Annotated in this window: 28 protein-coding genes; 5 read left to right on the top strand and 23 right to left on the bottom strand. The window is 56.3% G+C overall.

What is annotated here, in order from left to right:
* Positions 1-124 precede the first annotated feature (124 nt).
* Entirely contained in the window at positions 125-718 is a 594-nt protein-coding gene (locus tag EDF81_RS19670; RefSeq protein ID WP_123349851.1) for a YhgN family NAAT transporter, read from the top strand.
* 33 nt (positions 719-751) lie between these two features.
* Here EDF81_RS19670 and nadS read toward each other — a convergent pair whose 3' ends face one another.
* From nadS to EDF81_RS19635, 7 genes are all read right to left on the bottom strand, one after another.
* The gene (gene nadS, locus EDF81_RS19665; protein ID WP_123349850.1) at positions 752-1,042 is read right to left on the bottom strand and encodes a NadS family protein; all 291 of its coding nucleotides are present in this window, start codon (positions 1,040-1,042) and stop codon (positions 752-754) included.
* On the bottom strand, positions 1,042-1,371 hold the full coding sequence (locus tag EDF81_RS19660; RefSeq protein ID WP_123349849.1) for a type II toxin-antitoxin system RelE/ParE family toxin: 330 nt from the start codon (positions 1,369-1,371) through the stop codon (positions 1,042-1,044). Before EDF81_RS19660 ends, nadS begins: the two co-directional genes overlap by 1 nt.
* Before the next feature lie 178 nt (positions 1,372-1,549).
* Positions 1,550-2,890, bottom strand: a complete 1,341-nt coding sequence (gene gntU / locus EDF81_RS19655; RefSeq protein WP_123349848.1) for a gluconate transporter — start codon at positions 2,888-2,890, stop codon at positions 1,550-1,552.
* Between the two features lie 15 nt (positions 2,891-2,905).
* Positions 2,906-3,427 carry a gluconokinase gene (gene gntK, locus EDF81_RS19650; RefSeq protein WP_123349847.1) on the bottom strand — a complete coding sequence of 174 codons (522 nt, stop codon included), beginning with the start codon at positions 3,425-3,427 and terminating at the stop codon, positions 2,906-2,908.
* 138 nt (positions 3,428-3,565) lie between these two features.
* Positions 3,566-4,561 carry a gluconate operon transcriptional repressor GntR gene (gene gntR, locus EDF81_RS19645; protein WP_123349846.1) on the bottom strand — a complete coding sequence of 332 codons (996 nt, stop codon included), beginning with the start codon at positions 4,559-4,561 and terminating at the stop codon, positions 3,566-3,568.
* Positions 4,562-4,663: 102 nt separating this feature from the next.
* Positions 4,664-5,359: a pirin family protein gene (locus EDF81_RS19640; protein WP_123349845.1), complete on the bottom strand. Its 696-nt coding sequence runs from the start codon at positions 5,357-5,359 to the stop codon at positions 4,664-4,666.
* Between the two features lie 123 nt (positions 5,360-5,482).
* Positions 5,483-6,520 carry an oxidoreductase gene (locus EDF81_RS19635; protein WP_123349844.1) on the bottom strand — a complete coding sequence of 346 codons (1,038 nt, stop codon included), beginning with the start codon at positions 6,518-6,520 and terminating at the stop codon, positions 5,483-5,485.
* A 258-nt stretch (positions 6,521-6,778) separates the two neighbouring features.
* Between EDF81_RS19635 and EDF81_RS19630 the strand changes: the two genes are divergently transcribed.
* Together EDF81_RS19630 and yhhY are read left to right on the top strand one after the other, a co-directional pair.
* Positions 6,779-7,459, top strand: coding sequence for a polymer-forming cytoskeletal protein (locus tag EDF81_RS19630; protein ID WP_123349843.1), 681 nt, complete (start codon positions 6,779-6,781; stop codon positions 7,457-7,459).
* Positions 7,460-7,738: 279 nt separating this feature from the next.
* Positions 7,739-8,227, top strand: coding sequence for an N-acetyltransferase (yhhY, locus tag EDF81_RS19625; protein ID WP_123349842.1), 489 nt, complete (start codon positions 7,739-7,741; stop codon positions 8,225-8,227).
* Positions 8,228-8,267: 40 nt separating this feature from the next.
* On the opposite strand, the gene ggt is transcribed toward yhhY, so the two are convergent.
* Positions 8,268-10,016, bottom strand: a complete 1,749-nt coding sequence (gene ggt, locus EDF81_RS19620; RefSeq protein WP_123349841.1) for a gamma-glutamyltransferase — start codon at positions 10,014-10,016, stop codon at positions 8,268-8,270.
* Positions 10,017-10,137: 121 nt separating this feature from the next.
* On the opposite strand from ggt, the gene EDF81_RS19615 reads away from it, so the two are divergent.
* On the top strand, positions 10,138-10,533 hold the full coding sequence (locus tag EDF81_RS19615) for a DUF2756 family protein (RefSeq protein WP_123349840.1): 396 nt from the start codon (positions 10,138-10,140) through the stop codon (positions 10,531-10,533).
* Here EDF81_RS19615 and ugpQ read toward each other — a convergent pair.
* From ugpQ to livK, 12 genes are all read right to left on the bottom strand, one after another.
* Complete coding sequence (gene ugpQ / locus EDF81_RS19610) at positions 10,530-11,270, bottom strand: glycerophosphodiester phosphodiesterase (RefSeq protein WP_123349839.1); 741 nt, start codon at positions 11,268-11,270, stop codon at positions 10,530-10,532. The genes EDF81_RS19615 and ugpQ overlap by 4 nt on opposite strands.
* Positions 11,267-12,340 carry a sn-glycerol-3-phosphate import ATP-binding protein UgpC gene (locus tag EDF81_RS19605; RefSeq protein WP_123349838.1) on the bottom strand — a complete coding sequence of 358 codons (1,074 nt, stop codon included), beginning with the start codon at positions 12,338-12,340 and terminating at the stop codon, positions 11,267-11,269. The genes ugpQ and EDF81_RS19605 overlap by 4 nt, the downstream gene beginning before the upstream one ends.
* Before the next feature lie 3 nt (positions 12,341-12,343).
* On the bottom strand, positions 12,344-13,189 hold the full coding sequence (gene ugpE / locus EDF81_RS19600) for a sn-glycerol-3-phosphate ABC transporter permease UgpE (protein ID WP_123349837.1): 846 nt from the start codon (positions 13,187-13,189) through the stop codon (positions 12,344-12,346).
* Positions 13,186-14,073 carry a sn-glycerol-3-phosphate ABC transporter permease UgpA gene (gene ugpA / locus EDF81_RS19595; RefSeq protein ID WP_123349836.1) on the bottom strand — a complete coding sequence of 296 codons (888 nt, stop codon included), beginning with the start codon at positions 14,071-14,073 and terminating at the stop codon, positions 13,186-13,188. The genes ugpE and ugpA overlap by 4 nt, the downstream gene beginning before the upstream one ends.
* A gap of 72 nt (positions 14,074-14,145) precedes the next feature.
* Positions 14,146-15,462, bottom strand: coding sequence for a sn-glycerol-3-phosphate ABC transporter substrate-binding protein UgpB (gene ugpB, locus EDF81_RS19590; RefSeq protein WP_123349835.1), 1,317 nt, complete (start codon positions 15,460-15,462; stop codon positions 14,146-14,148).
* Positions 15,463-15,645: 183 nt separating this feature from the next.
* Positions 15,646-16,014 carry a type II toxin-antitoxin system death-on-curing family toxin gene (locus EDF81_RS19585; protein ID WP_123349834.1) on the bottom strand — a complete coding sequence of 123 codons (369 nt, stop codon included), beginning with the start codon at positions 16,012-16,014 and terminating at the stop codon, positions 15,646-15,648.
* Positions 16,011-16,232, bottom strand: coding sequence for a type II toxin-antitoxin system Phd/YefM family antitoxin (locus EDF81_RS19580; RefSeq protein WP_123349833.1), 222 nt, complete (start codon positions 16,230-16,232; stop codon positions 16,011-16,013). The genes EDF81_RS19585 and EDF81_RS19580 overlap by 4 nt, the downstream gene beginning before the upstream one ends.
* Before the next feature lie 89 nt (positions 16,233-16,321).
* Positions 16,322-17,035 carry a high-affinity branched-chain amino acid ABC transporter ATP-binding protein LivF gene (gene livF, locus EDF81_RS19575; protein WP_123349832.1) on the bottom strand — a complete coding sequence of 238 codons (714 nt, stop codon included), beginning with the start codon at positions 17,033-17,035 and terminating at the stop codon, positions 16,322-16,324.
* 1 nt (position 17,036) lies between these two features.
* The gene (gene livG, locus EDF81_RS19570; RefSeq protein WP_123349831.1) at positions 17,037-17,804 is read right to left on the bottom strand and encodes a high-affinity branched-chain amino acid ABC transporter ATP-binding protein LivG; all 768 of its coding nucleotides are present in this window, start codon (positions 17,802-17,804) and stop codon (positions 17,037-17,039) included.
* A complete protein-coding gene (locus EDF81_RS19565) occupies positions 17,801-19,078 on the bottom strand; it encodes a high-affinity branched-chain amino acid ABC transporter permease LivM (protein WP_123349830.1) in 1,278 nt (425 codons plus the stop codon). Before EDF81_RS19565 ends, livG begins: the two co-directional genes overlap by 4 nt.
* Positions 19,075-20,001 carry a high-affinity branched-chain amino acid ABC transporter permease LivH gene (livH, locus tag EDF81_RS19560; RefSeq protein ID WP_123349829.1) on the bottom strand — a complete coding sequence of 309 codons (927 nt, stop codon included), beginning with the start codon at positions 19,999-20,001 and terminating at the stop codon, positions 19,075-19,077. Before livH ends, EDF81_RS19565 begins: the two co-directional genes overlap by 4 nt.
* Before the next feature lie 66 nt (positions 20,002-20,067).
* Positions 20,068-21,177 (bottom strand): high-affinity branched-chain amino acid ABC transporter substrate-binding protein LivK, encoded by a 1,110-nt coding sequence (livK, locus tag EDF81_RS19555; RefSeq protein WP_123349945.1) that lies wholly within the window; start codon positions 21,175-21,177, stop codon positions 20,068-20,070.
* A gap of 471 nt (positions 21,178-21,648) precedes the next feature.
* Here livK and panM point away from each other — a divergent pair, with 471 nt between their 5' ends.
* A complete protein-coding gene (gene panM / locus EDF81_RS19545) occupies positions 21,649-22,041 on the top strand; it encodes an aspartate 1-decarboxylase autocleavage activator PanM (protein ID WP_123349828.1) in 393 nt (130 codons plus the stop codon).
* A 54-nt stretch (positions 22,042-22,095) separates the two neighbouring features.
* On the opposite strand, the gene EDF81_RS19540 is transcribed toward panM, so the two are convergent.
* From EDF81_RS19540 to rpoH, 3 genes are all read right to left on the bottom strand, one after another.
* Positions 22,096-23,199, bottom strand: coding sequence for a branched-chain amino acid ABC transporter substrate-binding protein (locus tag EDF81_RS19540; protein WP_148049946.1), 1,104 nt, complete (start codon positions 23,197-23,199; stop codon positions 22,096-22,098).
* A 184-nt stretch (positions 23,200-23,383) separates the two neighbouring features.
* On the bottom strand, positions 23,384-24,649 hold the full coding sequence (locus EDF81_RS19535; RefSeq protein ID WP_123349826.1) for a 4-aminobutyrate--2-oxoglutarate transaminase: 1,266 nt from the start codon (positions 24,647-24,649) through the stop codon (positions 23,384-23,386).
* Between the two features lie 205 nt (positions 24,650-24,854).
* A complete protein-coding gene (gene rpoH / locus EDF81_RS19530; protein WP_123349825.1) occupies positions 24,855-25,709 on the bottom strand; it encodes an RNA polymerase sigma factor RpoH in 855 nt (284 codons plus the stop codon).
* Between the last annotated feature and the right edge of the window lie 227 nt (positions 25,710-25,936).

Genomic DNA, 25,936 nt, shown 5'->3' with positions numbered 1-25,936 from the left:
TTTGGTGGATATAGTTCTCACCTTACAAAATGCAGCTAAAGTCGCAAGTGAAATTAATCAATGATTGTGCGGCGATCAGAAACAGAACTTATTTTATATAATTTATGAACAGGGACCATGCAGTATGACTGAAATTATCTCCGCGACTGTTTTACTGATTCTTATCATGGACCCGCTCGGCAATTTGCCGATTTTTATGTCCGTGCTCAAGCATACGGAGCCGAAGCGTCGCCGGGCGATTATGATCCGCGAGCTGCTGATCGCGCTGCTCCTGATGCTGATCTTCCTGTTCGCCGGGGAGAAAATTCTCTCCTTCCTGAATCTGCGCGCCGAAACGGTTTCGATCTCCGGCGGGATTATTCTGTTCCTGATCGCTATCAAGATGATTTTCCCCAGCGCCACGGGCAGCACGACCGGCTTACCCGCCGGTGAAGAACCGTTTATCGTGCCGCTGGCGATCCCGCTGGTTGCCGGTCCAACCCTGCTGGCAACGCTGATGCTGCTGTCGCACCAGTACCCGAATCAAATGGGGCATCTGGTTATCGCCCTGCTGATTGCCTGGGGCGGCACGGTGGCAATCCTGCTGCAGTCATCGCTGTTCCTGCGCCTGCTGGGCGAGAAAGGCGTCAACGCCCTTGAGCGCCTGATGGGACTGATTCTGGTCATGCTGGCCACCCAGATGTTCCTGGACGGTATCCGGGCGTGGATGAAAGGGTAAAATCTCGTGCCCCCGGCCACCGCGGCCGGGTCGTTACAGCGAGCGGATAAGATTCAGCATGGAAGGTTCGCGCTCCAGCAGGCGCAGAACCTTTAAGCTGCTGCCGCGAGGGGTACGGTTTTTCTGTTCCCAGGCTTCAACCAGTGAAGGCGACACGCCCACCGCGCTGGCAAATTCGGTCTGAGTCAGCCCGGCAACTGCACGGATGGCTTTAACATCAGGAAGGACAAAAGTCGTCACACGCGCAGGCTGTTTCAGGCCCTGGCGAATTTCCGTCGCTTCGCGGACGCTGTCAATTAGCTCGCTGAACAGTTCATCTTTCATCAGGTATTCTCCAGTCTTGTCATGTACTTTCTGAGCACACTCTTCTGCTCATCCGTGAGGTCATCCTGTTCATTTTTGGCAAAAGCCTGCAGGAGATAGATCTCCCCAGCATCCGCCAGATAGTAGTAGATGGCCCGTATTCCGCCGCGCTTCCCCTTTCCCTGGATAGCCCAATGGACCTTACGACAGCCACCGGTTCCGGAAATGATAGCCCCCGAATCCGGCCAGAACCGCAGGTATTCCTGAAAAATCCGGTACTCTTCCCGGCTCAGCAGCGCATCTATCCTGCGCTGAAATGCAGTCGTTTCAACAAAGTGAAGCAGTGTCATCCTGACCCTCTCCCTTTACGGATGAATAATAACCTTACACAGTAAGGCAAGCAACCCTGGAATTGTTTCCCGGGTCACATCCTGCCGCCAAAAAAGCAATAAAAAAACCGGGCCGCATAAACGATGCGGCCCGGCTTCAGCGTTATTTCTCTCCTTTCAGGAGAGTTGCATGAAAAACTTAACTTAACAGGCTAAACGCAATCATCCCGACTATCGCGCCCGTGGTGCCGAGGATGGTTTCCATCATCGTCCAGGTCTTCAGCGTCTGCGCTTCGGTTGCGCCGGTAAATTTACCGAACAGCCAGAAGCCAGCGTCGTTCACGTGACTCACCACGATAGAACCGCCCGCGATACAGATGGAGAGTGCCGCCATCTGCGCGCCGGAGTAGTTAAGCTGTTCGATAACCGGCATCACCAGCCCGACCGCGGTTAAACAGGCGACCGTTGCCGAACCCTGAATAATGCGCACCGCGGCGGCCAGAATAAAGCAGGTGATCGCCACCGGCATACCCATACCGGTCAGCGCCTCACCCAACGCAGGGCCGACGCCGGAATCTACCAGTACCTGTTTGAATACGCCGCCCGCACCGATCACCAGCAGGATAATCCCGGCCGGCTGCAGCGCGTGACCACAGATCTCCATCACCTTATCTTTCGGCATGCCCTGACGCATCGCCAGACCATAAATTGCCACCAGACAGGCCACCAGAATGGCGGTAAACGGATGGCCGACAAACTCGAACCATTCGTAGGCCGTGGAGCCTTCGGCGACAAAACGTGCGGCGATGGTTTTCAGACCCACCAGCACCAGCGGCAGCAGGATCAGCGCCAGACTAAAGCCAAAGGAGGGCATTTTACCTTCGCCGAGATGCGGTTCGCTGATGTCGTCAGGAATATGCAGCTCAACGTAGCGACTGATAAAGTTGCCCCACAGCGGCCCAGCGATAATCATCCCCGGGATCGCGGCGCACAGGCCAATCAGGATCATCCAGCCAAAGTCGGCGTGCATCTGGGAGGCCAGCAGCATCGGCGCAGGCCCCGGCAGCAGGAATGCGGCCGCAGCGGCGACGCCGGCAAACAGCGGGATCACCAGCTTCACCAGGTTGGTACCGGTGTGGCGCGCCATCGAGAACGCGACGCTAATCAGCAGCACAATCGCCACCTCAAAGAACAGCGGCAGCGCACAGATAAGCCCGGCCAGGCCGATAGCGTAGTGGGCACGGCTATGACCAAAGGATTTCAGCATTTTGACGGCTATCTGATCGACCGCGCCGGTTTCATGCAAAATCTTGCCAAACATCGCGCCCAGCGCCACCACAATCGCCAGGAAGCCCAGCGTACCACCCATCCCTTTTTCCATGGTCGCTGCGATCTTATCGAGCGGCATACCGGAAAACAGACCGGCACCAATGGACACCACCATCAAGGCCACAAAGGCATGCATACGCGCCTTCATGACTAAAAACAGCAGCAGCAATACCGAGCCGACCGCTGTTAAAACTAGCGTTAAAGTACTCACTTTTTACTGCCTTTTTTAGTTATTAATCACTGCAATGGTGCTGGCAACAACGCCTTCAAGCGGCTGATCAATATCCACAATCAGCACGTCAGATTCGTCCGCACCCGGTTCTTCCAGGGTTTCGAACTGAGTCACCAGCATCTGGGTTTTGAAGAAGTGACCTTTACGCGCCTTCAGGCGGCTTTCGATCACTTCGAAATCCCCTTTCAGGTAGATAAAGGAGAGGTTCGGGTTGCCGTCGCGCAGAATGTCACGGTAGTGCTTTTTCAGCGCCGAGCAGACGATCAGGGAAACTTTGTTGGTACGCTGCATCGCAAAAGCGGCATCGTTCAGGGCCTGCAGCCAGGGCTTACGGTCGTCATCGTTCAGCGGCTCACCGGCGGTCATTTTGGCAATATTGCAGCGCGGGTGGAGGAAGTCGCCATCAAGGAACGCGGCGCTCATCTGATGGGCTACTTCACTGGCAACGGCGGATTTGCCGCTGCCCGATACGCCCATCAGGACGTAGATGCGGTGATCATGGTTAGTCGTGCTCAAGGCGTCGCTCCCACAGAAAGGTTAAAGAGGCTGTTACGGGTAACTGTTATCGGTAACATTGTCCTGCCGGGGTAAAATGGACGCAATAACCATTCGTGCCAGAAGTGGATAAGTGTGAGCTAGTTCAAATTTTACAGCTTAAATAGATCCACCCGGCGACAACGTGAAACCTAAATCTAACATTTTAGGCGTCACGATCTCCCCGCGAATGCGCGCCAGCAGGCGTTCGGCACCGATTCGTCCCATCCGCTCACGCGGCGTCAGGACGCTGGCCAGCCGGGGTTCCATCACCTGGCCGATATCGTGGCCGTGGAAACCGGCAATCGCCATATCCTCCGGGATACGCAGACCCAGGCGCTGGCACTCAAAGGCCGCGCCGACCGCCAGGTCATCGTTGGTGCAGAAAATACTGTCGAGCTGCGGATATTCACGCCGCGCCTGACGTAGCAGCTCGCTCCCGGTGGAGTAGGAGGAGGCCTGCTCAATCATCACGCTGTACGGCGTCAGACCGGCATCGCGCATCGCCTGTTCATACCCCTGCTGTTTGATGATAGTTCGTTCGTCGAGACGTGCCCCCAGATAGGCCACATGCTGGCGACCACGCTGGATAATCGCGGCGGTCATCTGTCGGGCGGCTTCAAAGTTATCGAAGCCAACGGCGATATCAAGGCAGGGAGACTGGCTGTCCATCAGCTCCACCACCGGAATACCGGAGACTTCAATCATCTTCAGGGTGCGGGCGGTGTGGGTGCGTTCGGTCAGGATCAGGCCGTCGATATTCCACGACAGCATCGATTCCAGGCGCTCTTCTTCCAGCTCGGCTTTATAGCCGTAGTGGGCAAGCATGGTCTGATAGCCGTGCGCATCCGTCACGCTTTCAATGCCGCGCAGAACTTCAGCAAATACCTGGTTGGTTAAGGAGGGAAGCAGAACGCCAATCGCACGGCTGGTCGCATTGGATAGCATATCCGGCGCACGGTTGGGGATATAACCCAGTTCATCAAGCGCCGCGGCGATCTTACCCCGTAACGCCTCAGACACCTGCTCCGGGTTACGTAAGAAACGGCTGACCGTCATTTTGGTCACGCCAACGCGATCGGCAACATCCTGAAGTACGGGTCTTTTCTTTTTCATCGTCCTGTGAACATGCGCTGAGAAAACATTTCCCCAGTTTATCACGGACTAAGCAGAACCTTCCCCTTAACGGGGAAGGTTACGTACTTTATTTACCGGAGATCAAACCGGTGGCAGATCGAACAGCAGGATTTCGCTGTCGCTGTCGGCATGCACGGAGAGCGCCTGCTCGTCCCAAATCGCCAGACCATCTGCGGTGGTGGCTTTGGTGCCGTTGATCGTCACGTTGCCTTTTACGACCTGGATCCACACCCGACGTTCGGCAGCAATCTGGTACACGGACTGCTCATCTTTCAGCAGCGCCCAGCGATACAGTTCCATATCCTGGTGCACTTTCAGCGACCCGTCGCGGGCATCCGGCGACAGTACCAGCTGGCGGCCCTGAGTAGCGTCAAACCGGCGCTGCTCATAGCGCGGTGCGATGCCATTTTTTTCCGGCATGATCCAGATTTGATACAGGTGCAGACGTTCAGTTTCGCTCGGGTTGTACTCCGAGTGCTGAACCCCGGTACCGGCGCTCATAATCTGGAACTCACCGGCAGGAACCTGCTCTTTGTTGCCCATGCTGTCTTTATGCTCGACCGCCCCTTCCAGCACATAGGTCAGGATTTCCATATCTTTATGCGGGTGGGTACCAAACCCCTGGCCTGCATCGATAACGTCATCGTTGATCACTCTCAGCGCCGAGAAGCCCATAAAGTTAGGGTCATAATAGTTGGCGAAAGAGAAGGTGTGCCAGGAATCCAGCCAGCCATGATTAGCATGCCCACGGTCGTTCGCTTTGCGTAAGTAAATCATTTGTCTTTCCCCATGTTCGTTTCGATGGAGTCAGTTTGTACTCGAATGGCTCAGGATGATAGAGGGTGAAAATTGACTCCTCTGTTCAAAAAATGTGAACAAGTGCAGAGGAGTCTGTGAAAGCTATTTAGCAAGCGTTACAGTCGAGGGAGAAGCCTGTTCGAAGGCCCGTTCGAGGATCTCAAGATTGGTGAGTACTTCAGTTTCCTTGACGTAATTGTCTGTACCCGCTGTCAGAGTGTTATAGAGCGCATCGTAGACATAACCGTAGTCTCCGATTTCGCTGGCGAGCTCTTCGCGTACGCTCTCGCCCGCGTCGTTAACGTACTCCAGCAGACTGACGCTGCTATCCGCGGCAAAGCCCGGCTCACCAGGCATGATATTGGCCTTGAGGCTGGTTTCCTGCTGGTCGATACCGTATTTGATCAACGAGCCTTTGCTGCCGTGAACGATAAATTTCGGGTAGTCGATTTTCACAAGGTGGCTGGTTTTCACAATCGCCTTGAGATCGCCATAGAACAGCTGCGCCTCAAAGGTATCGTCCGGGTTGGCCTTGTTGCGCAGGCTGCGGATGTCGTAAGCGACGTGGTCCGGGCGACCGAACAGGGAGATAATCTGATCCATCGTATGCACGCCAAGGCCGTAAAAAGCGCCATCCTGCGGCAGGCCGGGTTTGGTTTCGGCAACCGGACGGTAGTAGTCGAAGTGGCTTTCAATTTCGACGATATCGCCGAGCTTACCGCTCTCAATCACCTTTTTGACCGTCAGGAAGCAGGCGTCAAAGCGACGGTTCTGATAGGGCGTGACGGTCAGCCCTTTGCTTCTCGCCAGCGCGAACAGCGTCTTCGCTTCAGCCATCGTCGGCGTAAAGGGTTTTTCTACCAGCACATTTTTCCCCGCCTCCAGCGCGCGCTTCGCATAGTCAAAATGGCTGTCGGCGTGGGTACAGACAATCACCAGCTTCACCTGCGGGTCGTTTAAGACCTCATCCAGATCGCTGGTAAAGTGGATATGCTGATACTGGGGTTGCTGCTCTTCCGGCTTCGCGCTGCGACGAAAAATATGCGCAACGTGCCAGTTCTCTTTGCGGTTGAGAACGTAGGGAAGATGATAGCGGGTGGTACTTTTACCAAAACCAATAAAGGCGCAATGAAGAGTCATAATCGCTTCCTGAAGGTATGCAGACTCCGTTTACCTTAACGCCAGATGACGCTGTTCGCCATTTCCCTTTGTAAACAGCTTATTAAAAATCCCAAAAATAGCCCCATACTCTTGACCCGGCCCTGAAGTTCCCGGATAACCATGCCGATAAGAAACAAATGCTTTATCAATACACCCAACCACACAGCGGTCGCGGTGCAGCTCTTTTTGCCGTAGACAACGCCGCACGGTCGCTAATGGAGTAGCCATCAGTTCAGCATGGGAAGAGTCTATCTTTTTCTGAATACCGCATTTTTTTTCTGGTCACTCTCGCTGGTGGCCTGGTGTTATGACGCCCATTCCTGGGCGCTGCTGACCGCAGCGCTTGCCATTATTGCCTTCGTTATTCACGCCTTACACAAGCAGGTTAATCATATGTTTGGAAAAAACAAAGCAGCCGAAGCAGCGACGCAAACCCCCGTTGTCAGTACTCCCGCCTCAGCGCCCATCGTCGAGAAAGAGGTTCCTCGCGATGAGAAGCAGAGCAATACCGTGATCGCCAGCGGTGTACGCTTCGACGGGAATATCACCTCTAACGGTCAGGTTTACATTTACGGTACGGTCCACGGCAATATCGACGCCAAAGAAGGCCTGATTAAAATTATGCGTAACGGCGTGGTGGAAGGCGATATCACCAGCCGGGAGCTGATTATCGACGGCGTTGTTAACGGCAACTGCCGCAGCGAAACCATCGACGTGTATGAGAATGGCAATATCACCGGCACGCTCGTCTGGAATTCGCTGACCATTAAAAAAGGCGCTGTCTTTAACGGCAAATCCGAGCAGCTCCAGCCTGTGCAAGAAAAAACCAACGTGGTAGGCCTGCTGGCCGAGACCTCTTCCGCCCCGGAAGCGCTGCCGCTCGCCGAAAGCGACGTAAAAGGTAAAAAACGCGTCTAATGCGCACTGTGGCGGGCCACTGCCCGCCCGCTTCCCGTTTTCTTTCCCCGAATTTCAGGCAAAAAAAAGCCAGCACCCGGCTGGCTAAAATAATACTGGAAGCAATGTGAGCAATGTCGTGCTTTCAGGTTCTCCACGGGGGTCTCCCTGAACGCATGACAATAATAATCATTATCATTCGCACTTGTCTACCCCTTTTTTGCAAAAAATGGCAGTTGACTGGGATCCGAAAGTCAATAACGTTAAAAGGGAATACTTGCCCCTAAACGGAGAGAAACAATGAGTGAGATAGTGATACGCCCTGCTGAAACCCGCGATGCCGAGTCCATTCGCCAGATTTACGCGCAGCCTGAGGTGTATCGCGACGTGCTACAGCTACCCCATCCCACGCTGGACGGGTGGCAGGAGCGCCTCACGCCGACGGCAGGCCGCCGACATCTGCTGGCCTGCATTGACGACAGGGTGGCAGGAAACCTGACCCTGCTCGTGGAGCAGAACCCGCGCCGCAGCCACGTTGCCACCTTTGGTATCGGCGTCTCCCCCGCCTTTCAGGGACGCGGCGTCGCCAGTGCGCTGATGGCCGAAATGGTAAACCTCTGCGACAACTGGCTGCGCATCACGCGTATTGAGCTGACGGTCTATACCGACAACCCTGCCGCGCTGGCGCTTTACCGCAAGTATGGTTTCGAGGTGGAAGGCACCGGCAGGCAATACGCTCTGCGCGACGGGGAATACGTGGATGCGTACTTTATGGCGCGAATGAAGTAAGCAGGAAAACCCTCTCCCGGTGTGGGAGAGGGAAACGCGATTAATATCCGGCGGTTAAATCATCCACCGAACGCGGATCAGACGCCCCGTACAGCGTGCCATCCGGGCCGACGACAATGCTCTGGGTGCTGCCCATCGCCTCTTTTACCGCCACTTTCTGCCCTTTCTGCTCCAGCAGCTTCAGCGTGTCCGGGCTAAAGCCCTTCTCCACCCGCAGCTCGTCCGGTAGCCACTGATGATGGAAGCGTGGCGCATTGGTGGCTTCGGCGATGTTCATTCCAAAATCGATGCTGTTTACCACCATTTGCAGCACGGTGGTGATAATCCGGCTACCGCCAGGGCTGCCGGTGACCAGCCAGGTTTTTCCGTCTTTCACCACGATGGTCGGCGACATGGACGACAGCGGTCGTTTCTTCGGCCCGACGGCGTTGGCATCGCCGCCCACCAGCCCGTAAACATTCGGCACGCCGGGCTTGGCAGAGAAGTCATCCATTTCATTGTTCAGCAGAATACCGGTATTACCCGCCACAATCCCCGACCCAAAGGTGGTGTTCAGGGTATAGGTGACCGCGACCGCATTGCCGTCTTTATCCACCACCGAGTAATGGGTGGTCTGATTACTTTCATACGGCTCCAGCTTGCCGGGACGGATCTGACTCGACGGCTTCGCTTTGGCCGGATCGATCTGCGCCGCTATCGATTTGGCGTACGCTTTGCTGGTTAATGCCTGCCAGGGGACGCGAACAAAATCCGGGTCGCCGAGGTATTCGGAGCGATCGGCATAGGCATATTTTTCCGCCTCCGCCATCAGATGCATCGCATCGGCGCTGCCGAAGCCCGCCTTCGCCAGATCGAAGTTCTCCAGGATATTGAGGATCTGCACAATATGGATCCCGCCGGAGGACGGTGGCGGCATCGAGAAGACCTGATAGCCGCGATACTCACCGCTTATCGGCTCCCGCTCCACCGCCCGGTAGTTGGCTAGATCGTTTTTATCGATTAAGCCATCGTGCTTTTTCATCTCGGCGGCAATCTGGTCGGCGATCTCCCCTTTGTAGAAAGCATCCGATCCCTGGTCAGCGATCAGCGCCAGACTTTTCGCCAGGTTAGCCTGCACCAGCCTGTCGCCCTTTTTCAGCGGTTCACCCGCCTTCCAGAAGATGGCTTTGCTGTTCTCATGGTTGGGGAGCACCTCGCTGCCGTAGGTTTTCAGATCGTCAGCAAGGGCGTCGTTAACCACAAAGCCCTCTTTCGCCAGTTTCAGCGCGGGCTGAATCACTTTTTTCAGCGGCAGCGTGCCATATTTCTCCAGAGCCAGCGAGAAACCGGCAACCGTGCCCGGTACGCCGGAGGCCAGATGTGAGGTCAGGGATTTTTTACTGTCGGGGTTGCCCTGGTCATCGAGAAACATATCCCGTGTAGCCGCAGCCGGGGCCATTTCACGGAAATCGATAGCGGTGGTCTTTCCCTCTTTGGTGCGCAGCATCATAAAGCCGCCACCGCCGAGATTCCCGGCCTGAGGATGCGTCACCGCCAGGACATACCCCACCGCCACGGCGGCGTCGACGGCGTTGCCGCCCTGCTCTAGAATTTCCACCCCGGCACGGGTGGCGGCGGCATCCACCGAGGCGACCATGCCCTGCTTCGCCCGCACGGGATGAAACACATCGGCTTCGACACCGTAGGAAACGGGCGGTGCGGCGGGTTGTGGCGCGGCGGTAACGCTAAAACAGGCGGCGGCGGTCAGCGCAGCAATCGCCGCCCAACGTACCAGGTGTGGTTTGATCATCGTTGTTCTCCAGAGCTATGGGCTACAGTCCCCGTATAAGCCTGGTGCACAACTCCTAAAAAAACATGCTGTCGATGGAAAAGGGGTAAACTTAAGCTATCCCTGACGGGAGGAGAAAATGATGAAACGACTCTTACTTTTGGCCGCGCTGGTGCCCTTCGCGGGCCTGGCACAGCCGCTGAACACCACCAATAACCCTAATCTGCCGGGCTACCAGAACCCCAGCCAGCAGCGAATGCAGACCCAGATGCTGAATCAGCAAAGCCAGCAGCAGGGCATGCTGAAACAGCAGATGCAGAGTCAGACGCAGCTTCAGCAGCAGCATCTACAGACGCAGCTCAATAGCAATACCCAGCGTATTCAGCAGGCCCAGCCGGGCAACCTGCAGCCGCTGCCCAACAACGGCAAAGGGTTGCTGACGTCCACTGAGCGCGCCACCGGTCAGCAGCATCTGCTGCAGGAAAGGCACAACGGCGATATGCTGAAAAAGCCGCAGACCGTACCGCTTAATCCTTAAGGGCGGAAATCCGGGCCGATCTCATCGATGTTATCGGTACAGATGCAGTCCACGCCCCAGGTCAACAGCTCTGCCGCACGGCGGGGCTGATTGACGGTATAGACCAGAATACGCAGACCGGCGTCCTTCAGCATTGCGACGCGTGCCTCGTCCAGCAGCTGATGATTCAGGTGGATAGAGACGCACTCGAGGCGATCCGTTAACTCACGCCAGTCATCCCGCCACTCATCCAGCAACAGACCGCGCGGCAACTCCGGTGCAGCCTGATGTGCCGCTTCCAGCGCATCAATCTCAAAAGAAGAGAGCAGCGGCGCAGGCATCCCGCGCCACAGTTCACGCGCTGCCCGGGCAACCACGTTCCCCGTATGCGGCCCGGTACCGGTCGTGGGTTTAATTTCGATATTGGCCATCATCCCGTGCTCACGGCAGCGCATCGCAACGTCAGAAAGCAGCGGCAGCTGCTCGCCTTTAAATTCACCGCTAAACCAGCTCCCGGCATCGACCCTCAGCAGGTCATTCCATAACAGGTCGCCCGCGACGCCCCAGCCATTGCTGGTGCGTTCGAGGTTGTCGTCATGAAGCAGGAAGATGTAACCATCTTTCGATAATTTAACGTCAAATTCGATCATGGCGTGGCCGTAGTGCGCACCCATGTCGATAGCCGCCAGCGTATTTTCAGGCGCCCGTTTGCCGCCGCCCCGATGGGCGACAATATGCGGATAAGGCCAGTTGCTCATACACGTTGTCCTGTTTCACCGTCAAAGAGGTGCAGGTGGTTTTCCGGAAGATGCAGCCACAGGGTGGTGCCTGCCGCCGGGCGCTCCTGGTGTGCCAGTCGGACCACCATTTTCTGCTCGCCCCAGCGACCGTGCGCCAGATTATCGGCGCCCAGCATCTCCAGCGTATCCATCACCAGCGGGATACCGCCTGCAGCCTGAGAGCTTAACCCAATATGTTCCGGGCGAATACCCAGCGTCATTTTTCGCCCGGCGAGGTTACGGTAATTCCAGTTAATCGGCAGCGCCATCCCGCTTCCCAGATCAAAGTGCGCGCCGTCGTCGCTGATACGCCCTTCCAGCAAGTTCATGGCCGGACTGCCGATAAAGCTCGCCACAAAACGGCTGGCGGGCTTTTCATACACTTCGACCGGGGTACCGATCTGCTCCGCCACGCCTTTGTTCATCACCATTACCCGCTGGGCGAGAGTCATGGCTTCCACCTGATCGTGGGTCACATACAGCGACGTGGTTTTCAGACGACGGTGTAGCTGTTGCAGCTCCAGACGCATCTGCACGCGCAGCTTGGCGTCGAGGTTAGAGAGCGGTTCATCGAACAGGAATACTGCCGGATCGCGCACAATCGCACGGCCCATGGCCACACGCTGACGCTGGCCACCGGAAAGCTCACGCGGGCGACGCTTAAGCAGACCGTCCAGCTCCAGAATCCTTGCCGCTTCCTGCACGCGCTCGGCGATATGCACCTTGCCCATACCGCGAATTTTCAGGCCCCAGGCCATGTTCTCTTCCACGCTCATATGCGGATAGAGGGCGTAATTCTGGAAGACCATAGCAATACCGCGCTCTTTGGGTTCCATCTCCGTCACCCGCTGACGGTCAATCCAGATATCACCGCTGGTCACGCGCTCCAGCCCGGCCACCATACGCAGCAGGGTCGATTTTCCGCAGCCCGACGGGCCCACCATCACGATAAATTCGCCGTCGGCAACGTCGAGCGTCAGCGGCTGAATCACCTGGGTTTTCCCGTTGTCCCAGCTCTTCGCTACTGCCTGTAATTTTAATCCGGCCATATACTATTTCTCACTGTCTACCAGGCCACGCACAAAGGCGCGCTGCATTGCTAATACGATAATGACCGGTGGGATCAGGGTCAGCAGCATCGCCGCCATCACCTGGTTCCAGGCCGTGGTGCCTTCACCGGCGGAGATCATGCCCTTAATCCCGGCGACCGCCGTCCCGAGGTTGACGTCGCTGACGATCAGCAGCGGCCACAGGTACTGGTTCCAGCCGTAGATAAAGGTGATCACAAACAGCGCCGCAAGATTGGTTTTTGACAGCGGCAGGACGATGTCGCGGAAAAAGCGCATCGGCGAGGCGCCGTCAATCCTGGCGGCTTCAATCAGCTCGTCCGGCAGCGTCATAAAGAACTGGCGGAACAGGAAGGTGGCGGTGGCCGACGCCATCAGCGGCAGCGTCAGGCCGGTGTAGCTGTCGAGCATATTAAGGTTGGCGATGACCTCTACCGTCGGGAAAATACGCACTTCAACCGGCAGCATCAGGGTGATAAAAATCATCCAGAAGAAGAGGTTACGCAGCGGAAAACGGAACCAGACAATGGCAAAGGCCGACAGCATCGAGACGGTGATTTTGCCGACGGTGATCCCGAAGGCCATCACAAAGCTGTTAAACAGCATCAGCCAGAACGGCGCGCTGTTCGCACCCACGCCCTGGAGCCAGATGGTCTTCATATTTTCCAGCAGATGACCACCGGGGATCAGGGTCATCGGCGTGTCATACACCGCCTGGTTGTCCAGCGTCGCCGCCACAAAGGCGACGTACAGCGGAAACAGAATGACGGCGATCCCGAGGATCAGCATCAGATGGCTGAAAATGGTCAGCCCGCGACGGTTCTCAATCATTGGTAACGCACCTTACTTTCCACATAGCGGAACTGAACCACCGTCAACACAATCACCAGCCCCATCAGGATCACCGACTGCGCAGCAGAGGCCGACAGATCCAGTCCGGCAAAGCCTTCGCGGTAAATTTTGTAGATAAGCGTCGTGGTCGCCTGTACCGGGCCACCGGCCGTCGCGGCGTCAATCACCGGGAAGGTATCAAAGAAGGCGTAGACCAGGTTAACCACCAGCAGGAAGAAGCTGACCGGCGCAATCAGCGGCAGCGACAGCTTAAAGAAGCGGCGTACCGGTCCGGCACCGTCCATCGCGGCAGCTTCCACCAGCGAACGGGGAATCGACTGCAGCGCGGCAAAGAAGAACAGGAAGTTGTAACTAATCTGCTTCCAGACCGACGCAAACACCACCAGGAACATGGCCTGCCCGCTGTTCTGAGCATGGTTCCAGTCATAGCCGAACTGCTCCAGCAGGTGGGTTATCAGGCCGCGTCCTGGGTTAAACAGGAAAATCCACAGTACCGCAGCAACGGCGGGCGCAACGGCGTAGGGCAGCAGCATCAGCGTTTGATACATGCGGCTGCCGCGCACCACATAATCCACCAGCGCGGCAAAGAACAGGGACGACAGCAGGCCGCTGACGGTCACCAGGGTGCTGAATTTAATGGTGGTCCAGAAAGAGTCGAGATAGTAGCTGTCGTGGAACAGCGCCACGAAGTTATCCAGGCCGACAAACTGGCTGGAAAGGCCAAAAGGATCAACGCTTTGCAGTGAGTACCACAGCGCTTCGCCCGCGGGCCAGATAAAGAAGATAACAGTGATGACCAGCTGCGGCGCGACCAGCAGGTAGGGCAGCCAGCGCGAGCGGAATACCGGACGGGATGATGACATAGTTAGGCTCAGCGTTAGATATGCCCTCACCCCGATCCCTCGGGACGAGGGCCGGAGTGAGGGTAAGAAAGATTACGACTTAGTGGACTGCTCGAAGCGACGCAGCAGCTGATTACCACGCTCAACGGCGGTATCCAGCGCCTGCTGCGGGGTTTTCTTACCGGTCCATACGCTTTCCAGCTCTTCATCAACGATGGTACGGATCTGCGGCATATTGCCCAGGCGCAGGCCTTTGGTGAACGGCAACGGCGGCTTGTTCAGCATCTGACGAGTCGCGATATCGGCACCCGGGTTCTTATCATAGAAGCCCTGCTCGCGGGTCAGATCGTACGCTGCGGTCGTGATCGGCAGATAGCCGGTTTTCTGGTGCCATTCAGCAGCATTTTCCGGTTTAGCCAGGAACTCGAGGAACTTCGCCACGCCGGTATAGGTCGGCTTGTCTTTGCCCTGCATAACCCACAGGCTCGCTCCGCCGATAATGGCGTTCTGCGGTGCACCTTTAACGTCTGCGTCGTAAGGCATCATGCCCACGCCGTAGTTAAATTTGGCGTACTGGCGAATATCGGCCAGCGAACCGGAAGAGGCGGTGGTGATGGCGCAGTCGCCGCTGTAGAACTTCTCGGTGGATTCGTCTTTACGACCGAAGTAGCTGAAATCGCCCTTCTTGTTCAGTTCCTGCAGCATGGCGATATGTTTCACCTGCTCAGGTTTGTTGAACTCCAGAACCGCATCGGTGCCGTCAAAGCCGTTGTTTTTCGTCGCAACCGGCAGACCGTGCCAGGCGCTGAAGTTTTCAATCTGGATCCAGCCCTGCCAGCCGCTGGCGTAACCACACTTCATGCCTGCTGCTTTCAGCTTCGCGGTATAGGCGGCCAGGTCCTGCCAGGTTTTCGGCGGCTGCTCCGGATCTAAACCGGCTTTTTTGAAGGCGTCTTTGTTGTAGTACAGCACCGGCGTGGAGCTGTTGAACGGCTGGGACAGCAGGTGACCCGTTTTAGAGTCGGTGTAGTAACCAGACACGGTCGGAACAAACTGGGATTCGTCAAACTTGATGCCCGCATCGCTGAAGACTTCATACACCGGCTTGATCGCCTTAGACGCCATCATGGTGGCGGTGCCGACTTCGTATACCTGCAGCATCGCCGGGGCGTTACCGGTACGGAACGCCGCAATGCCCGCGCTCAGGCTCTGCTCGTAGTTGCCTTTGTACACCGGCACAATTTTGTAATCCGGGTTGGCCGCGTTAAAACGTTGCGCCAGGGAGTCAACTTCTTTGCCTAACTCACCTTCCATAGAGTGCCAGAACGGAATGGAGGTAACGGCCATCGCATTGCCTGCAAATGCCAGCGTTAATGCCATGCCTAAAGCTGTATGTCGTAACGATTTCATTCGGTTATCTCTCTTGTTGTGCCGGATGCGCGAAATCACGCGTTTGATGCTCGCGAGGTAACATGACATGCTCGAATGACAGAAAAATAACCTTTTAATTACAAAACGATGACAGCCAGGCGTCAGGAAGATGGCGAGGGGATGATAGTAACGTGATGGAAAGGTGACGGAAAAATGGCGGGGTTATCCGCGCAGGCGAATAGCTATCTCATCCAGCGACAGTTTACCCGCTGCAGCATCAACCGTCAGGTCAACAAAACCAGGGTTAGCCACCAGATCGATATTATTACGTTTGAGGAACAGCAAAGTAATAAACAGCGCAGTACGTTTATTGCCGTCGTTAAAAATATGTCCACGAGAAATCGCCAGCAGATGCATAGCCGCAAGCTGCCAGATATCCGTGACACCTTCATATAGATACTGATTAAGAACGCGGAACAATAACGCTTCGGCACGTCCAGGCTCGGGCATTCCCGCAACACCCGGCGTCACACTTAGAAGCCGATCGTGAAAACGGATTATCTCTTCCGCTGAGATAAACTGTATTGTCATTTATCCGCCAGTTCTCGAATCTCATTACCATGAATCGCCATGATTGCAGCAAACTCTGCGTCCATCCTGGCCGCCTGATAACGTTCAAACTCTTCCGAGCTGATAATTACCGCCGATTTATGCCCACGGCGAGTAATAGTAACGGGCGTACCCGTTGTTGCCGTATCCAGCGCTTCCGCCAGATTTTGCCGGGCTTCGCTGTAATTCATAGTGCGCATAGGTCCTCCCGGAAATGCTGTACATCTTAATTGTACAACTATAGCGTACAAAAAAGGAGCCTTTCGGCTCCTTTTTCAACTTTGGAATACTAACCGCCTAAGTACGCGCTTCTTACCGCCTCGTTCGCCAGCAGCGCGTCTCCGGTATCTTCCAGCACCACGTGGCCGTTTTCCAGCACGTAGCCACGGTCGGCGAGCTTCAGCGCCTGGTTGGCGTTCTGCTCGACGAGGAAGATGGTCATCCCCTCTTCACGCAGCTGTTCGATGGTGTCGAAGATCTGCTGGATAATGATCGGGGCCAGGCCCAGGGACGGCTCATCCAGCAGCAGCAGGCGCGGCTGGCTCATCAGAGCACGGCCAATTGCCAGCATCTGCTGTTCACCGCCGGACATGGTGCCCGCACGCTGGATACGACGTTCTTTCAGACGCGGGAACAGGTCATAGACGCGCTCGATACGCTGCTGGAACTGGTCACGTTCGGCAAAGAAGCCGCCCATCGCCAGGTTCTCTTCCACCGTCATACGGGAGAAGACGCGACGGCCTTCCGGCACGATGGCGACCGCTTCGCGCATGATCTTCGCCGTTTGCCAGTCGGTAATGTCCTTACCGTCAAACACGATCCGGCCGCTGGTCGCACGCGGGTCACCGCAGAGCGTGCCCAGCAGGGTGGTTTTGCCCGCGCCGTTGGCGCCAATCAGGGTCACGATCTCACCCTGATTGATATGCAGGCTTACCTCGTGCAGCGCCTGAATCTTGCCGTAGTGGGCGCTTACTTTGTCAAAAGACAGCATTACATTTTCCATCTTATGCCTCGCCCAGATACGCGCGGATCACATCCGGGTTATTACGAATCTCTTCCGGCGTACCGTTGGCCAGCGGCGTTCCCTGATTGACCACATAAATGCGGTCGGAAATGCCCATCACCAGCTTCATATCGTGCTCAATCAGCAGGATAGAGGTGTTGTGGTGGTCACGCAGCTCAACAATCAGCTCGTCCAACTCTTTGGTCTCTTTCGGGTTCAGGCCCGCAGCCGGTTCATCGAGCATCAGGATTTCCGGCTGGGTCACCATACAGCGAACGATCTCCAGACGACGCTGGTCACCATAAGCCAGATTGCTGGCCTGACGGTTAGCGTGCGCTAACAAACCAATACGGTCCAGCCAGGTCGCGGCTCTGTCGAGGGCTTCATCCTGCGCCCGACGAAACGCCGGGGTCTTTAGCAGGCCGGAGAAGACGCCGGTTTTCAGATGCTGGTGTTGCGCCACCAGCAGGTTCTCAATCACCGTCATTTCGCGGAACAGACGCACGTGCTGGAAGGTACGCACCACGCCCATACGGGCAATCTGCTGCCCCGGCAGCCCTTCCAGGTGCTGGTCACGCAGCATAATGGTGCCGCCGGTCGGCTTATAGAAGCCGGTCAGGCAGTTAAATACCGTGGTTTTCCCGGCGCCGTTAGGGCCAATCAGGGAAACAATCTCCTGCGCACGCAGCTCCAGAGAGACGTTATTGACGGCCAGCAGGCCGCCAAAGCGCATCATCAGGCCGCTGACGGATAATAATGGCTGGCTCATGCCTGCTCTCCTTTTGCTTGCCCGGCCTTCAGCTTCAGCTGCGGACGGGTCATCGGCAGCAGACCCTGCGGACGCCAGATCATCATCAGCACCATCAGACCACCCAGCATCAGCATGCTGTACTCATTGAAGTCGCGCATCAGCTCACGCGATACCACCAGCAATACTGCCGCCAGAATCACCGCGAACTGCGAGCCCATACCGCCCAGCACCACAATCGCCAGCACAAAGGCAGATTCGGCGAAGGTGAAGGATTCCGGGCTGACAAAGCCCTGACGGGCAGCAAACAGCGTCCCGGCAAAACCGGCAAAGGCGGCGCTGATGGTAAAGGCGGTCAGCTTGATACGCGTCGGGCTGAGGCCCAGCGAACGACAGGCGATCTCATCTTCACGCAGGGCTTCCCACGCCCGACCCAGCGGCATACGCAGGAGACGGTTAATCACGAACAGGGTCAGCACAACCAGCAGCAGCGCCACCAGATAGAGGAACACGACACGGTCGCTGGGATCGTACTTGACGTTAAAGAAGTTGCTGAAGGTATCCCAGCCGCCTTCGCGAGCGGTACGGCTGAACTCCAGACCAAACAGGGTCGGTTTCGGGATCTGGCTGATACCGTTCGGGCCGCCGGTCACCTCGGTATTGTTCAGCAGCAGGATACGCACGATCTCGCCGAAGCCCAGCGTCACAATCGCCAGATAGTCGCCGCGCAGACGCAGCACCGGGAAGCCCAGCAGGAATCCGGCCGCCGCCGATACCAGCCCGGCCAGCGGCAGGCAGGTCCAGAAGCCAAGACCGTAGTAGTTATTCAGCAGGGCAAAGGTATAGGCACCGATGGCATAGAAGCCGCCGTAGCCCAGCACCAGCAGGCCAGAGAGCCCTACCACCACGTTCAGACCGAGGCCGAGGATGATATAAATCATCGTCAGTGTGGCGATATCCACCGTCCCGCGCGACACCATAAACGGCCAGGCGACGGCAATCACCAGCAGCGCAATCAGAAACAGCTTCTGCTTAACCGTCGAGCCATCAATAGCGGGCAGAACGAATTTCGGCCCGGAGACGTTCTTGAGGGTTTTCTGGAACAGAGGACGTAGCAGCTGGAAGAAGAAGACCACTGCGGTGCCGACAAAGACCCACTGCCAGCGGATATCGGTCGCCGAACCCACCACCAGTTTAGTGCCGTCCAGCTGCAGCTGGACGCCCATAAAGACGCCCGCCAGTACGAAGAAGATCGCCGCAGAGAGCAGCGCCATCGCAAAATGCATCGGTTTCATACTTTCTCTACCTCCGGACGGCCCAGGATACCGGTCGGCATCACCAGCAGCACGCCAATCAGCAGGGCAAACGACACCACGTCCTTATACTCTGTGCTTAAGTAAGCGGAGGTCAGCGCTTCGGCAACGCCGAGGATCAGGCCGCCAATCATCGCGCCAGGGATACTGCCGATGCCGCCCAGTACCGCTGCGGTAAAGGCTTTCATCCCGGCCATAAAGCCGATATAGGGGCTAATCACGCCGTAGAACTGGCCGAGCAGCACCCCGGCAACCGCTGCCATTGCGGCACCAATCACAAAGGTCAGTGAAATCACGCGGTCGGTGTTGATGCCGAGCAGGCTGGCCATTTTCAGGTCTTCCGCACAGGCGCGGCAGGCGCGTCCCATACGGGAGTAGCGGATAAACAGCGTCAGAGCCAGCATCGCCAGGAAGGTCACGACCCAGATAACCAGCTGCATGGTGGTAATCGAGGCGGAGAAGTTTTCACTGCTGCCGACCACCCACTGGCCGTTAAACAGGCTCGGCAGGGCGATATCACGCGAACCTTCTGTCAGGCTGACGTAGTTCTGCAGGAAGATGGACATCCCGATTGCCGAAATCAGCGCAATCAGGCGCTTGGAGCTACGCACCGGTCGGTAGGCCACCCGTTCGATGCTCCAGCCGTAGGTACTGGCAATAATAATCGCCCCGACGAAGCCGGCACCGACCAGCAGCCAGCTGGTGTCGATACCCATCATCATTAGCGCGGCGATGATCATAAAGGAGACATAGCTGCCGATCATATAGACCTCGCCGTGGGCGAAGTTGATCATGCCGATAATGCCGTACACCATGGTGTAGCCGATGGCGATCAGCGCATAGGTGCTTCCCAGCGTTACGCCGTTAAACATCTGCTGCAAAAAATAGAGAAACTGCTCTGACATAAAATAACCTTTCGCAATCTGCTCAGGCCCGAAGCCTGAGCAGCGAGATAACAGTTTGCGTCGACCTTATTTTGCTACGCTTGACGAACCGTCGGCGTGCCACTGGAAGACACCGAATTCAAATCCTTTCAGATCGCCTTTTTCATCCCAGTTCAGCGGCCCAATCACGGTTTTCGCGCCGTGCGCTTTTAAATCTTTTACCAGGTCCAGCGGCTCACGGCTGTCGACACGCTCAAGTGCGGTGGCCAGAGACTGCATTGCGGCATAGGTGATCCACACATACGGGCCGCTCGGATCTTTTTTCTCTGCTTTCAGGGCTGCCACGATAGCGCTATTGGCCGGGTCCTGGTCATAGCGTTTTGGCATGGTCACCAGCAGGCCTTCGCCCGCGTCGCCCGCGATATTGGACAGAGAGGCGTTACCCACGCCTTCCGGTCCCATAAACTGGGTTTTCAGGCCGGTTGCACGCGCCTGACGCAGCATCTGCCCCATTTCCGGGTAGTAGCCGCCGTAGTAAACAAAGTCGATATTCTCTTTCTGCAGGCGGGCAATCAGGGCGGAGAAATCTTTCTCACCGGCGGTGATGCCGTCAAAGAACACCACGTTAGCGCCGACCGCTTTCAGTCCGGTCTGCACGGAACGCGCCAGGCCTTCACCGTACTGCTGTTTGTCGTGAATAATAGCAACGCGCTGCGGCTTCACTTTTTCCACGATGTACTTCGCCGCCGTGGGTCCCTGGGAGGAGTCAAGGCCCGCGGTACGCATAATGTGCTGATAGCCGCGCTGGGTCAGTTCCGGGTTAGTCGCACCCGGAGTGATCATCAGAATGCCTTCGTCTTCATAGATATCGGAAGCGGGCTGCGTGGAAGAAGAGCACAGGTGGCCGATTACGTACTGAATACCGTCATTAATGATTTTGTTGGCAACGGCAACCGCCTGTTTCGGGTCGCAGGCATCGTCATATTCAACGCCGACCAGCTTGTCGCCTTTAATACCACCGGCGGCATTAATGTCCTTAATCGCCTGGCGAGCGCCGTTAAACTCCATATCGCCCCATTGAGCAACCGGACCGGACATTGCCCCAACGATAGCCACCTTAATATCGTCCGCCATCGCCGCGTGGGAAATCGCCAATGCAACCATCCCCGCGATTACTGCTTTCGCGTTCCTTTTCATACTGTGAAATCCCCATTCGTGATGTCGTTTCTGCACGTCACGGGCCACTGCGGAAAACCACGCGGCCTCGTTGTGTAGATATTTTGTTTTATTATGGTTAAAAAGCATTCTGTACTTTTAATGCACAACGCTATTTTTACCAGCGTCATTAATGGTTTAGCGTAGTTTTTTGCCAAAAACCAGACTAAAACCCCTATATTTCAGCCAATTAAGCACAGATAATATTCTGTATTACGTCGAAGATAAACAAAAAAAGTCCGGGATACAGCATAAAATAACGGTACAAAGAACGGAATAAAACGCTACCTTTTAGGGGAAAATTCTGCCTGCTTTTCGATCCGTGACGTTTAAAACTACGCCAGCGTCGCTAGCACAATTAATCCCCTAATGAAACGACCTGAAAAGAGGCGTCACCCATCGCCGAAAGCGGGTACACTTTCTGTCATCATTGTGAAATGGACTGGGCCGTCAATGAAACTGACCATTATCCGTCTGGAAAACTTTAGCGAGCAGGATCATATCGATCTGGGGAAAATATGGCCGGAGTATTCTCCCGCCTCGTTTGATGTCGATGACATCTACCGCATTTACGCCGCCCGTTTTAACGAACGCCTGCTCGGCGCGGTTCGCGTCACCCTTAGCTTCGGCCACGGGGCGCTGGACTCATTACGCGTGCGGGAGATCACCCGCCGTCGCGGCGTCGGGCAATATTTGCTGGAAGAGTTGATACGCGATAACCCGGACATCACCACCTGGTGGATGACCGATATTGGCGTTGAAGACTATGACGCGATGAACGCGTTTATGCAGGCGCTCGGCTTTACGCAGCAGTCGGGCGGCTGGAAAAAACGGCTGGATCAATAAGGGCGGACGGCATCACTGCCGGTCCGCCCCTGTTATACAACGCGCGAAACGAAATTACTTCGCGTCGGTCGCGGTGCCGTCAGCATGCCAGGTAAACACGCCAAACTCGAAGCCTTTCAGGTCGCCTTTCTCATCCCAGGAGAGCGGGCCCATTACCGTTTCGACGGAGTTGGCTTTCAGGTATTTAGCGATTTCAGCCGGTTCAGCTGACTGCTCCAGGCCTGCCTGCAGAGACTGCAGCGCGGCATAGGTGGTCCACACGAACGCGCCGCTCGGATCCTGTTTCTTCGCCTTGATGGCATCCACAATCGGTTTGTTCGCCGGCACCTGGTCGTAGTTCTTCGGCTTGGTGACCAGCATCCCTTCCGCTGACTCACCTGCGATGTTAGACAGGGAAACGTTAGCCACGCCTTCCGGCCCCATAAATTTGGTTGTCAGACCGGCCGCACGGGACTGGCGCAGGATCTGCCCCATCTCCGGGTGGTAACCGCCGTAGTAGACGAAGTCGATATTGTCTTTCTTCAGACGGGCAACCAGGGTGGAGAAGTCTTTCTCACCGGCGGTGATACCGTCAAAGAACACCACGTCGGCGCCGCCTTTTTTCAGGCCTTCCTGCACCGCACGGGCCAGACCTTCGCCGTACTGCTGTTTGTCATGGATCACCGCGATACGCTTCGGCTTCACGCTGTCCAGAATGTATTTCGCTGCGGTCGGGCCCTGGTCGGAGTCCAGACCGGTGGTGCGCAGCACCAGCTCATAGCCGCGAGCGGTCAGCTCGGGCGCGGTTGCCGCCGGCGTGATCATCAGAATGCCTTCGTCTTCATAGATATCAGACGCAGGCTGAGTCGAAGAGGAGCAGAGGTGGCCGATTACATATTTGATGCCGTCGTTAACCACTTTGTTAGCAACCGCGACCGCCTGTTTCGGGTCACAGGCGTCGTCATATTTCACCGCGACCAGCTTATTGCCCTTAATACCGCCTTTGGCATTAATGTCGGCAATCGCCTGCTCAGCCCCGGTAAACTCCTGATCGCCATACTGCGCAACCGGACCGGACATCGCACCGACCACGGCCACTTTGATATCTTCAGCAAGTGCCATGTTGCTCATCGCCAGCGCGATACATCCTGCCAGTAACGCTTTACCCTTCATTTTCATCCTGAGGTTCCCCATTGTTATGGTGATTGCATTTGTTGTGATGTTTTTGTGTGACACATTATTTTGCTTACAGCCATAAGAGAAGCATATGATAGTTGTAAACCGGGATGCCGCCCGTGCCTTAGCAGCATACTCTGCTAAAACATACCCCATTTTTCGGAATTTGGAACAACAATTTTCGCCATCAGTGACTTAGCGAACGGGCGATAATCTCCAGCGCTTTACGGAACTGGGCGTCAGGAATGGTCAGCGGATAGAGGAAGCGGATAACGTTGCCGTAGACCCCGCAGCTCAGCAGAAGCAGCCCTTCACGCAGGGCAGCATCCTGTACCCGACGGGTGAACTCCGCGCAAGGTTCTCCGCTCTGCGGATCGTTAAACTCCACCGCCACCATCGACCCCTGCGCACGAATCTCAGCGAGATACGGGCAGCCTGTCCGCGCCCGGGTCAGCACCTCAACCAGCTCCTGCCCCAGCGTGTCAGCGCGTGCGCACAGGTGCTCTTCGTCAATGACATCCAGCACGGCGTGGGCCGCAGCCATCGCCAGCGGATTACCGGCATAGGTCCCGCCCAGCCCGCCGGGTGCAGGCGCATCCATCACGTCTGCGCGACCCGCGACGGCCGAAAGCGGCAGCCCTCCGGCCAGGCTTTTCGCCATGGTGATCAGATCCGCTTTGCTGGCGTAGTGTTCCATCGCGAATAGCTTGCCGGTACGGGCAAACCCGCTCTGGACTTCGTCGGCAATCAGCAGGATGCCGTGGGTATCACACAGCTGCCGCAGGCCCTGAATAAAGTCGTCGGGCGCCACGTTGAAACCGCCCTCACCCTGTACCGGTTCCAGCAGAATAGCGGCCACCTGATCCGGCGCGATATCGGCTTTAAAAATACGGTCGAGGCTTTTCAGGGCCTCTTCGGTACTGACCCCGTGCAATGCGTTCGGGTACTGAGCATGAAAAATCGAGCCGGGGAATGGGCCGAAGCCCACCTTGTAGGGGACCACTTTGCCGGTCAGGGCCATGGTCATAAAGGTACGGCCATGAAAACCGCCGCCGAAGGTGATGATCCCGGGCCGACGGGTGAAGGTCCGGGCAATTTTCACCGCGTTTTCCACCGCTTCCGCGCCGGTAGAGAAAAAGGCGGTTTTCGCCGGGCCGGAGATCGGCACGCGCTGGTTAATGCGTTCAGCCAGCGCGATATAGCTCTCATAGGGCACGATTTGGTATGCGGTATGGGTAAACGCCTGCAGCTGCTGCTCCACCGCCGCAACCACCCGCGGATGGCGATGTCCGGTATTGAGCACGGCGATCCCGGCGGCAAAATCGATGACTTCATTCCCTTCCACATCCCACAGGGTGGCATTTTCCGCCCGCTGAGCATAGAACCCGCACATCACCCCGATACCCCGCGGCGTTGCCTGCAGGCGCCGTTGATTTAATTCGTTATTCTTCACCCTGCACTCCCCGTCATTGGATCGTTACGCGCTGATCTCCAGCCACTTTGAGCATAGCAGCGGGGTCGTTTTCCTGCCGCAAGGAACGGAGGTGAAAAAGAAAGAGATATGACAACGCGGTCCTGCCAGAAGGCATAACTGTGGGGAGTTTAAAAACGGGGGAATGGAGAACCGGTAGCGCGGCGGCTACCGGTTAATCTTGCGCTTACGCCTCGATGGCGGCGCGCAGTTTTTTCATGGCGTTCTTTTCGAGCTGGCGCACGCGCTCGGCGGACACGCCGTAGCGATCGGCCAGTTCCTGCAGGGTGGACTTGTTGTCTTCGTCCAGCCAGCGGGCGCGGATAATCGCCTGGCTACGCTCGTCCAGACCGCTCATCGCGTGGGTCAGTTTGTTTGCCGCCTGCTCGTCCCAGTTGTCATCTTCAATGCTGTCGGCAAAGTTAGAGGACTTATCCTGCAGATAGAGCACCGGGGCCATCGGCTGGCTGTCGGACTCATCGTCAGACGACATGTCGAAGGTCATATCCTGCGCGGCCATACGCGATTCCATTTCACGCACGTCTTTGCTGGACACGCCCAGCTCGCGGGCAACCATTTCCACTTCATCCTGGTTGAACCAGCCCAGACGCTGCTTGGCTTTGCGCAGGTTAAAGAACAGCTTACGCTGTGCTTTGGTGGTGGCAACCTTGACGATACGCCAGTTGCGCAGCACGTATTCGTGAATTTCCGCTTTGATCCAGTGCACCGCGAAGGAGACCAGACGGACACCCACTTCCGGGTTGAAACGGCGTACGGCTTTCATCAGGCCGATATTGCCTTCCTGAATCAGATCCGCCTGCGGCAGGCCATAGCCCGAATAGTTACGAGCAATATGAACAACAAAGCGCAGGTGGGACAGGATCAGCGTTTTAGCTGCTTCCAGCGAGCCCTGGTAATGCAGCTGTTCAGCAAGCTCCCGCTCTTCATCAGCCGATAACATCGGCCATGAGTTGGCGGCCCGGATATAGGATTCCAGGTTACCGACAGGGGCTAAGGCTAAATTTTGCATTTCTTTGGTCATTCAAATCCTCTCAAATTACTTCTTTCTGGCGGCGGTCAGTCCCCATCAGGCAACTAACATGCCAGAACGTATAAGCGACGAGAATAGCATCCACTTTTGTATCAGACAGTGATTTTATCCACAAGTTCAATGCAACTGTGTGAATAGATTACGCACAAAATGTGACACAGTCAGGAGGATGGAAGGGGTCAACACCAGGTTTCTCATCCCCTGCCGGAGGGAACTCG

The sequence above is a fragment of the Enterobacter sp. BIGb0383 genome, assembly GCF_003751845.1.
Lineage (GTDB): Bacteria > Pseudomonadota > Gammaproteobacteria > Enterobacterales > Enterobacteriaceae > BIGb0383.
Note: the sequence above shows the minus strand (reverse complement) of the source record. Positions and strands in the feature narration are given on the sequence as shown.

Excerpts from the sequence above, each read along its gene's own strand:
- EDF81_RS19670 (WP_123349851.1), top strand. The coding sequence starts at position 125 with ATGACTGAAATTATCTCCGCGACTGTTTTACTGATTCTTATCATGGAC.
- nadS (WP_123349850.1), bottom strand. The coding sequence starts at position 1,042 with ATGAAAGATGAACTGTTCAGCGAGCTAATTGACAGCGTCCGCGAAGCG.
- EDF81_RS19660 (WP_123349849.1), bottom strand. The coding sequence starts at position 1,371 with ATGACACTGCTTCACTTTGTTGAAACGACTGCATTTCAGCGCAGGATA.
- gntR (WP_123349846.1), bottom strand. The coding sequence starts at position 4,561 with ATGAAAAAGAAAAGACCCGTACTTCAGGATGTTGCCGATCGCGTTGGC.
- EDF81_RS19640 (WP_123349845.1), bottom strand. The coding sequence starts at position 5,359 with ATGATTTACTTACGCAAAGCGAACGACCGTGGGCATGCTAATCATGGC.
- EDF81_RS19635 (WP_123349844.1), bottom strand. The coding sequence starts at position 6,520 with ATGACTCTTCATTGCGCCTTTATTGGTTTTGGTAAAAGTACCACCCGC.
- EDF81_RS19630 (WP_123349843.1), top strand. The coding sequence starts at position 6,779 with ATGGGAAGAGTCTATCTTTTTCTGAATACCGCATTTTTTTTCTGGTCA.
- yhhY (WP_123349842.1), top strand. The coding sequence starts at position 7,739 with ATGAGTGAGATAGTGATACGCCCTGCTGAAACCCGCGATGCCGAGTCC.
- ggt (WP_123349841.1), bottom strand. The coding sequence starts at position 10,016 with ATGATCAAACCACACCTGGTACGTTGGGCGGCGATTGCTGCGCTGACC.
- EDF81_RS19615 (WP_123349840.1), top strand. The coding sequence starts at position 10,138 with ATGAAACGACTCTTACTTTTGGCCGCGCTGGTGCCCTTCGCGGGCCTG.
- ugpQ (WP_123349839.1), bottom strand. The coding sequence starts at position 11,270 with ATGAGCAACTGGCCTTATCCGCATATTGTCGCCCATCGGGGCGGCGGC.
- EDF81_RS19605 (WP_123349838.1), bottom strand. The coding sequence starts at position 12,340 with ATGGCCGGATTAAAATTACAGGCAGTAGCGAAGAGCTGGGACAACGGG.
- ugpE (WP_123349837.1), bottom strand. The coding sequence starts at position 13,189 with ATGATTGAGAACCGTCGCGGGCTGACCATTTTCAGCCATCTGATGCTG.
- ugpA (WP_123349836.1), bottom strand. The coding sequence starts at position 14,073 with ATGTCATCATCCCGTCCGGTATTCCGCTCGCGCTGGCTGCCCTACCTG.
- ugpB (WP_123349835.1), bottom strand. The coding sequence starts at position 15,462 with ATGAAATCGTTACGACATACAGCTTTAGGCATGGCATTAACGCTGGCA.
- EDF81_RS19585 (WP_123349834.1), bottom strand. The coding sequence starts at position 16,014 with ATGACAATACAGTTTATCTCAGCGGAAGAGATAATCCGTTTTCACGAT.
- EDF81_RS19580 (WP_123349833.1), bottom strand. The coding sequence starts at position 16,232 with ATGCGCACTATGAATTACAGCGAAGCCCGGCAAAATCTGGCGGAAGCG.
- livF (WP_123349832.1), bottom strand. The coding sequence starts at position 17,035 with ATGGAAAATGTAATGCTGTCTTTTGACAAAGTAAGCGCCCACTACGGC.
- livG (WP_123349831.1), bottom strand. The coding sequence starts at position 17,804 with ATGAGCCAGCCATTATTATCCGTCAGCGGCCTGATGATGCGCTTTGGC.
- EDF81_RS19565 (WP_123349830.1), bottom strand. The coding sequence starts at position 19,078 with ATGAAACCGATGCATTTTGCGATGGCGCTGCTCTCTGCGGCGATCTTC.
- livH (WP_123349829.1), bottom strand. The coding sequence starts at position 20,001 with ATGTCAGAGCAGTTTCTCTATTTTTTGCAGCAGATGTTTAACGGCGTA.
- livK (WP_123349945.1), bottom strand. The coding sequence starts at position 21,177 with ATGAAAAGGAACGCGAAAGCAGTAATCGCGGGGATGGTTGCATTGGCG.
- panM (WP_123349828.1), top strand. The coding sequence starts at position 21,649 with ATGAAACTGACCATTATCCGTCTGGAAAACTTTAGCGAGCAGGATCAT.
- EDF81_RS19540 (WP_148049946.1), bottom strand. The coding sequence starts at position 23,199 with ATGAAAATGAAGGGTAAAGCGTTACTGGCAGGATGTATCGCGCTGGCG.
- rpoH (WP_123349825.1), bottom strand. The coding sequence starts at position 25,709 with ATGACCAAAGAAATGCAAAATTTAGCCTTAGCCCCTGTCGGTAACCTG.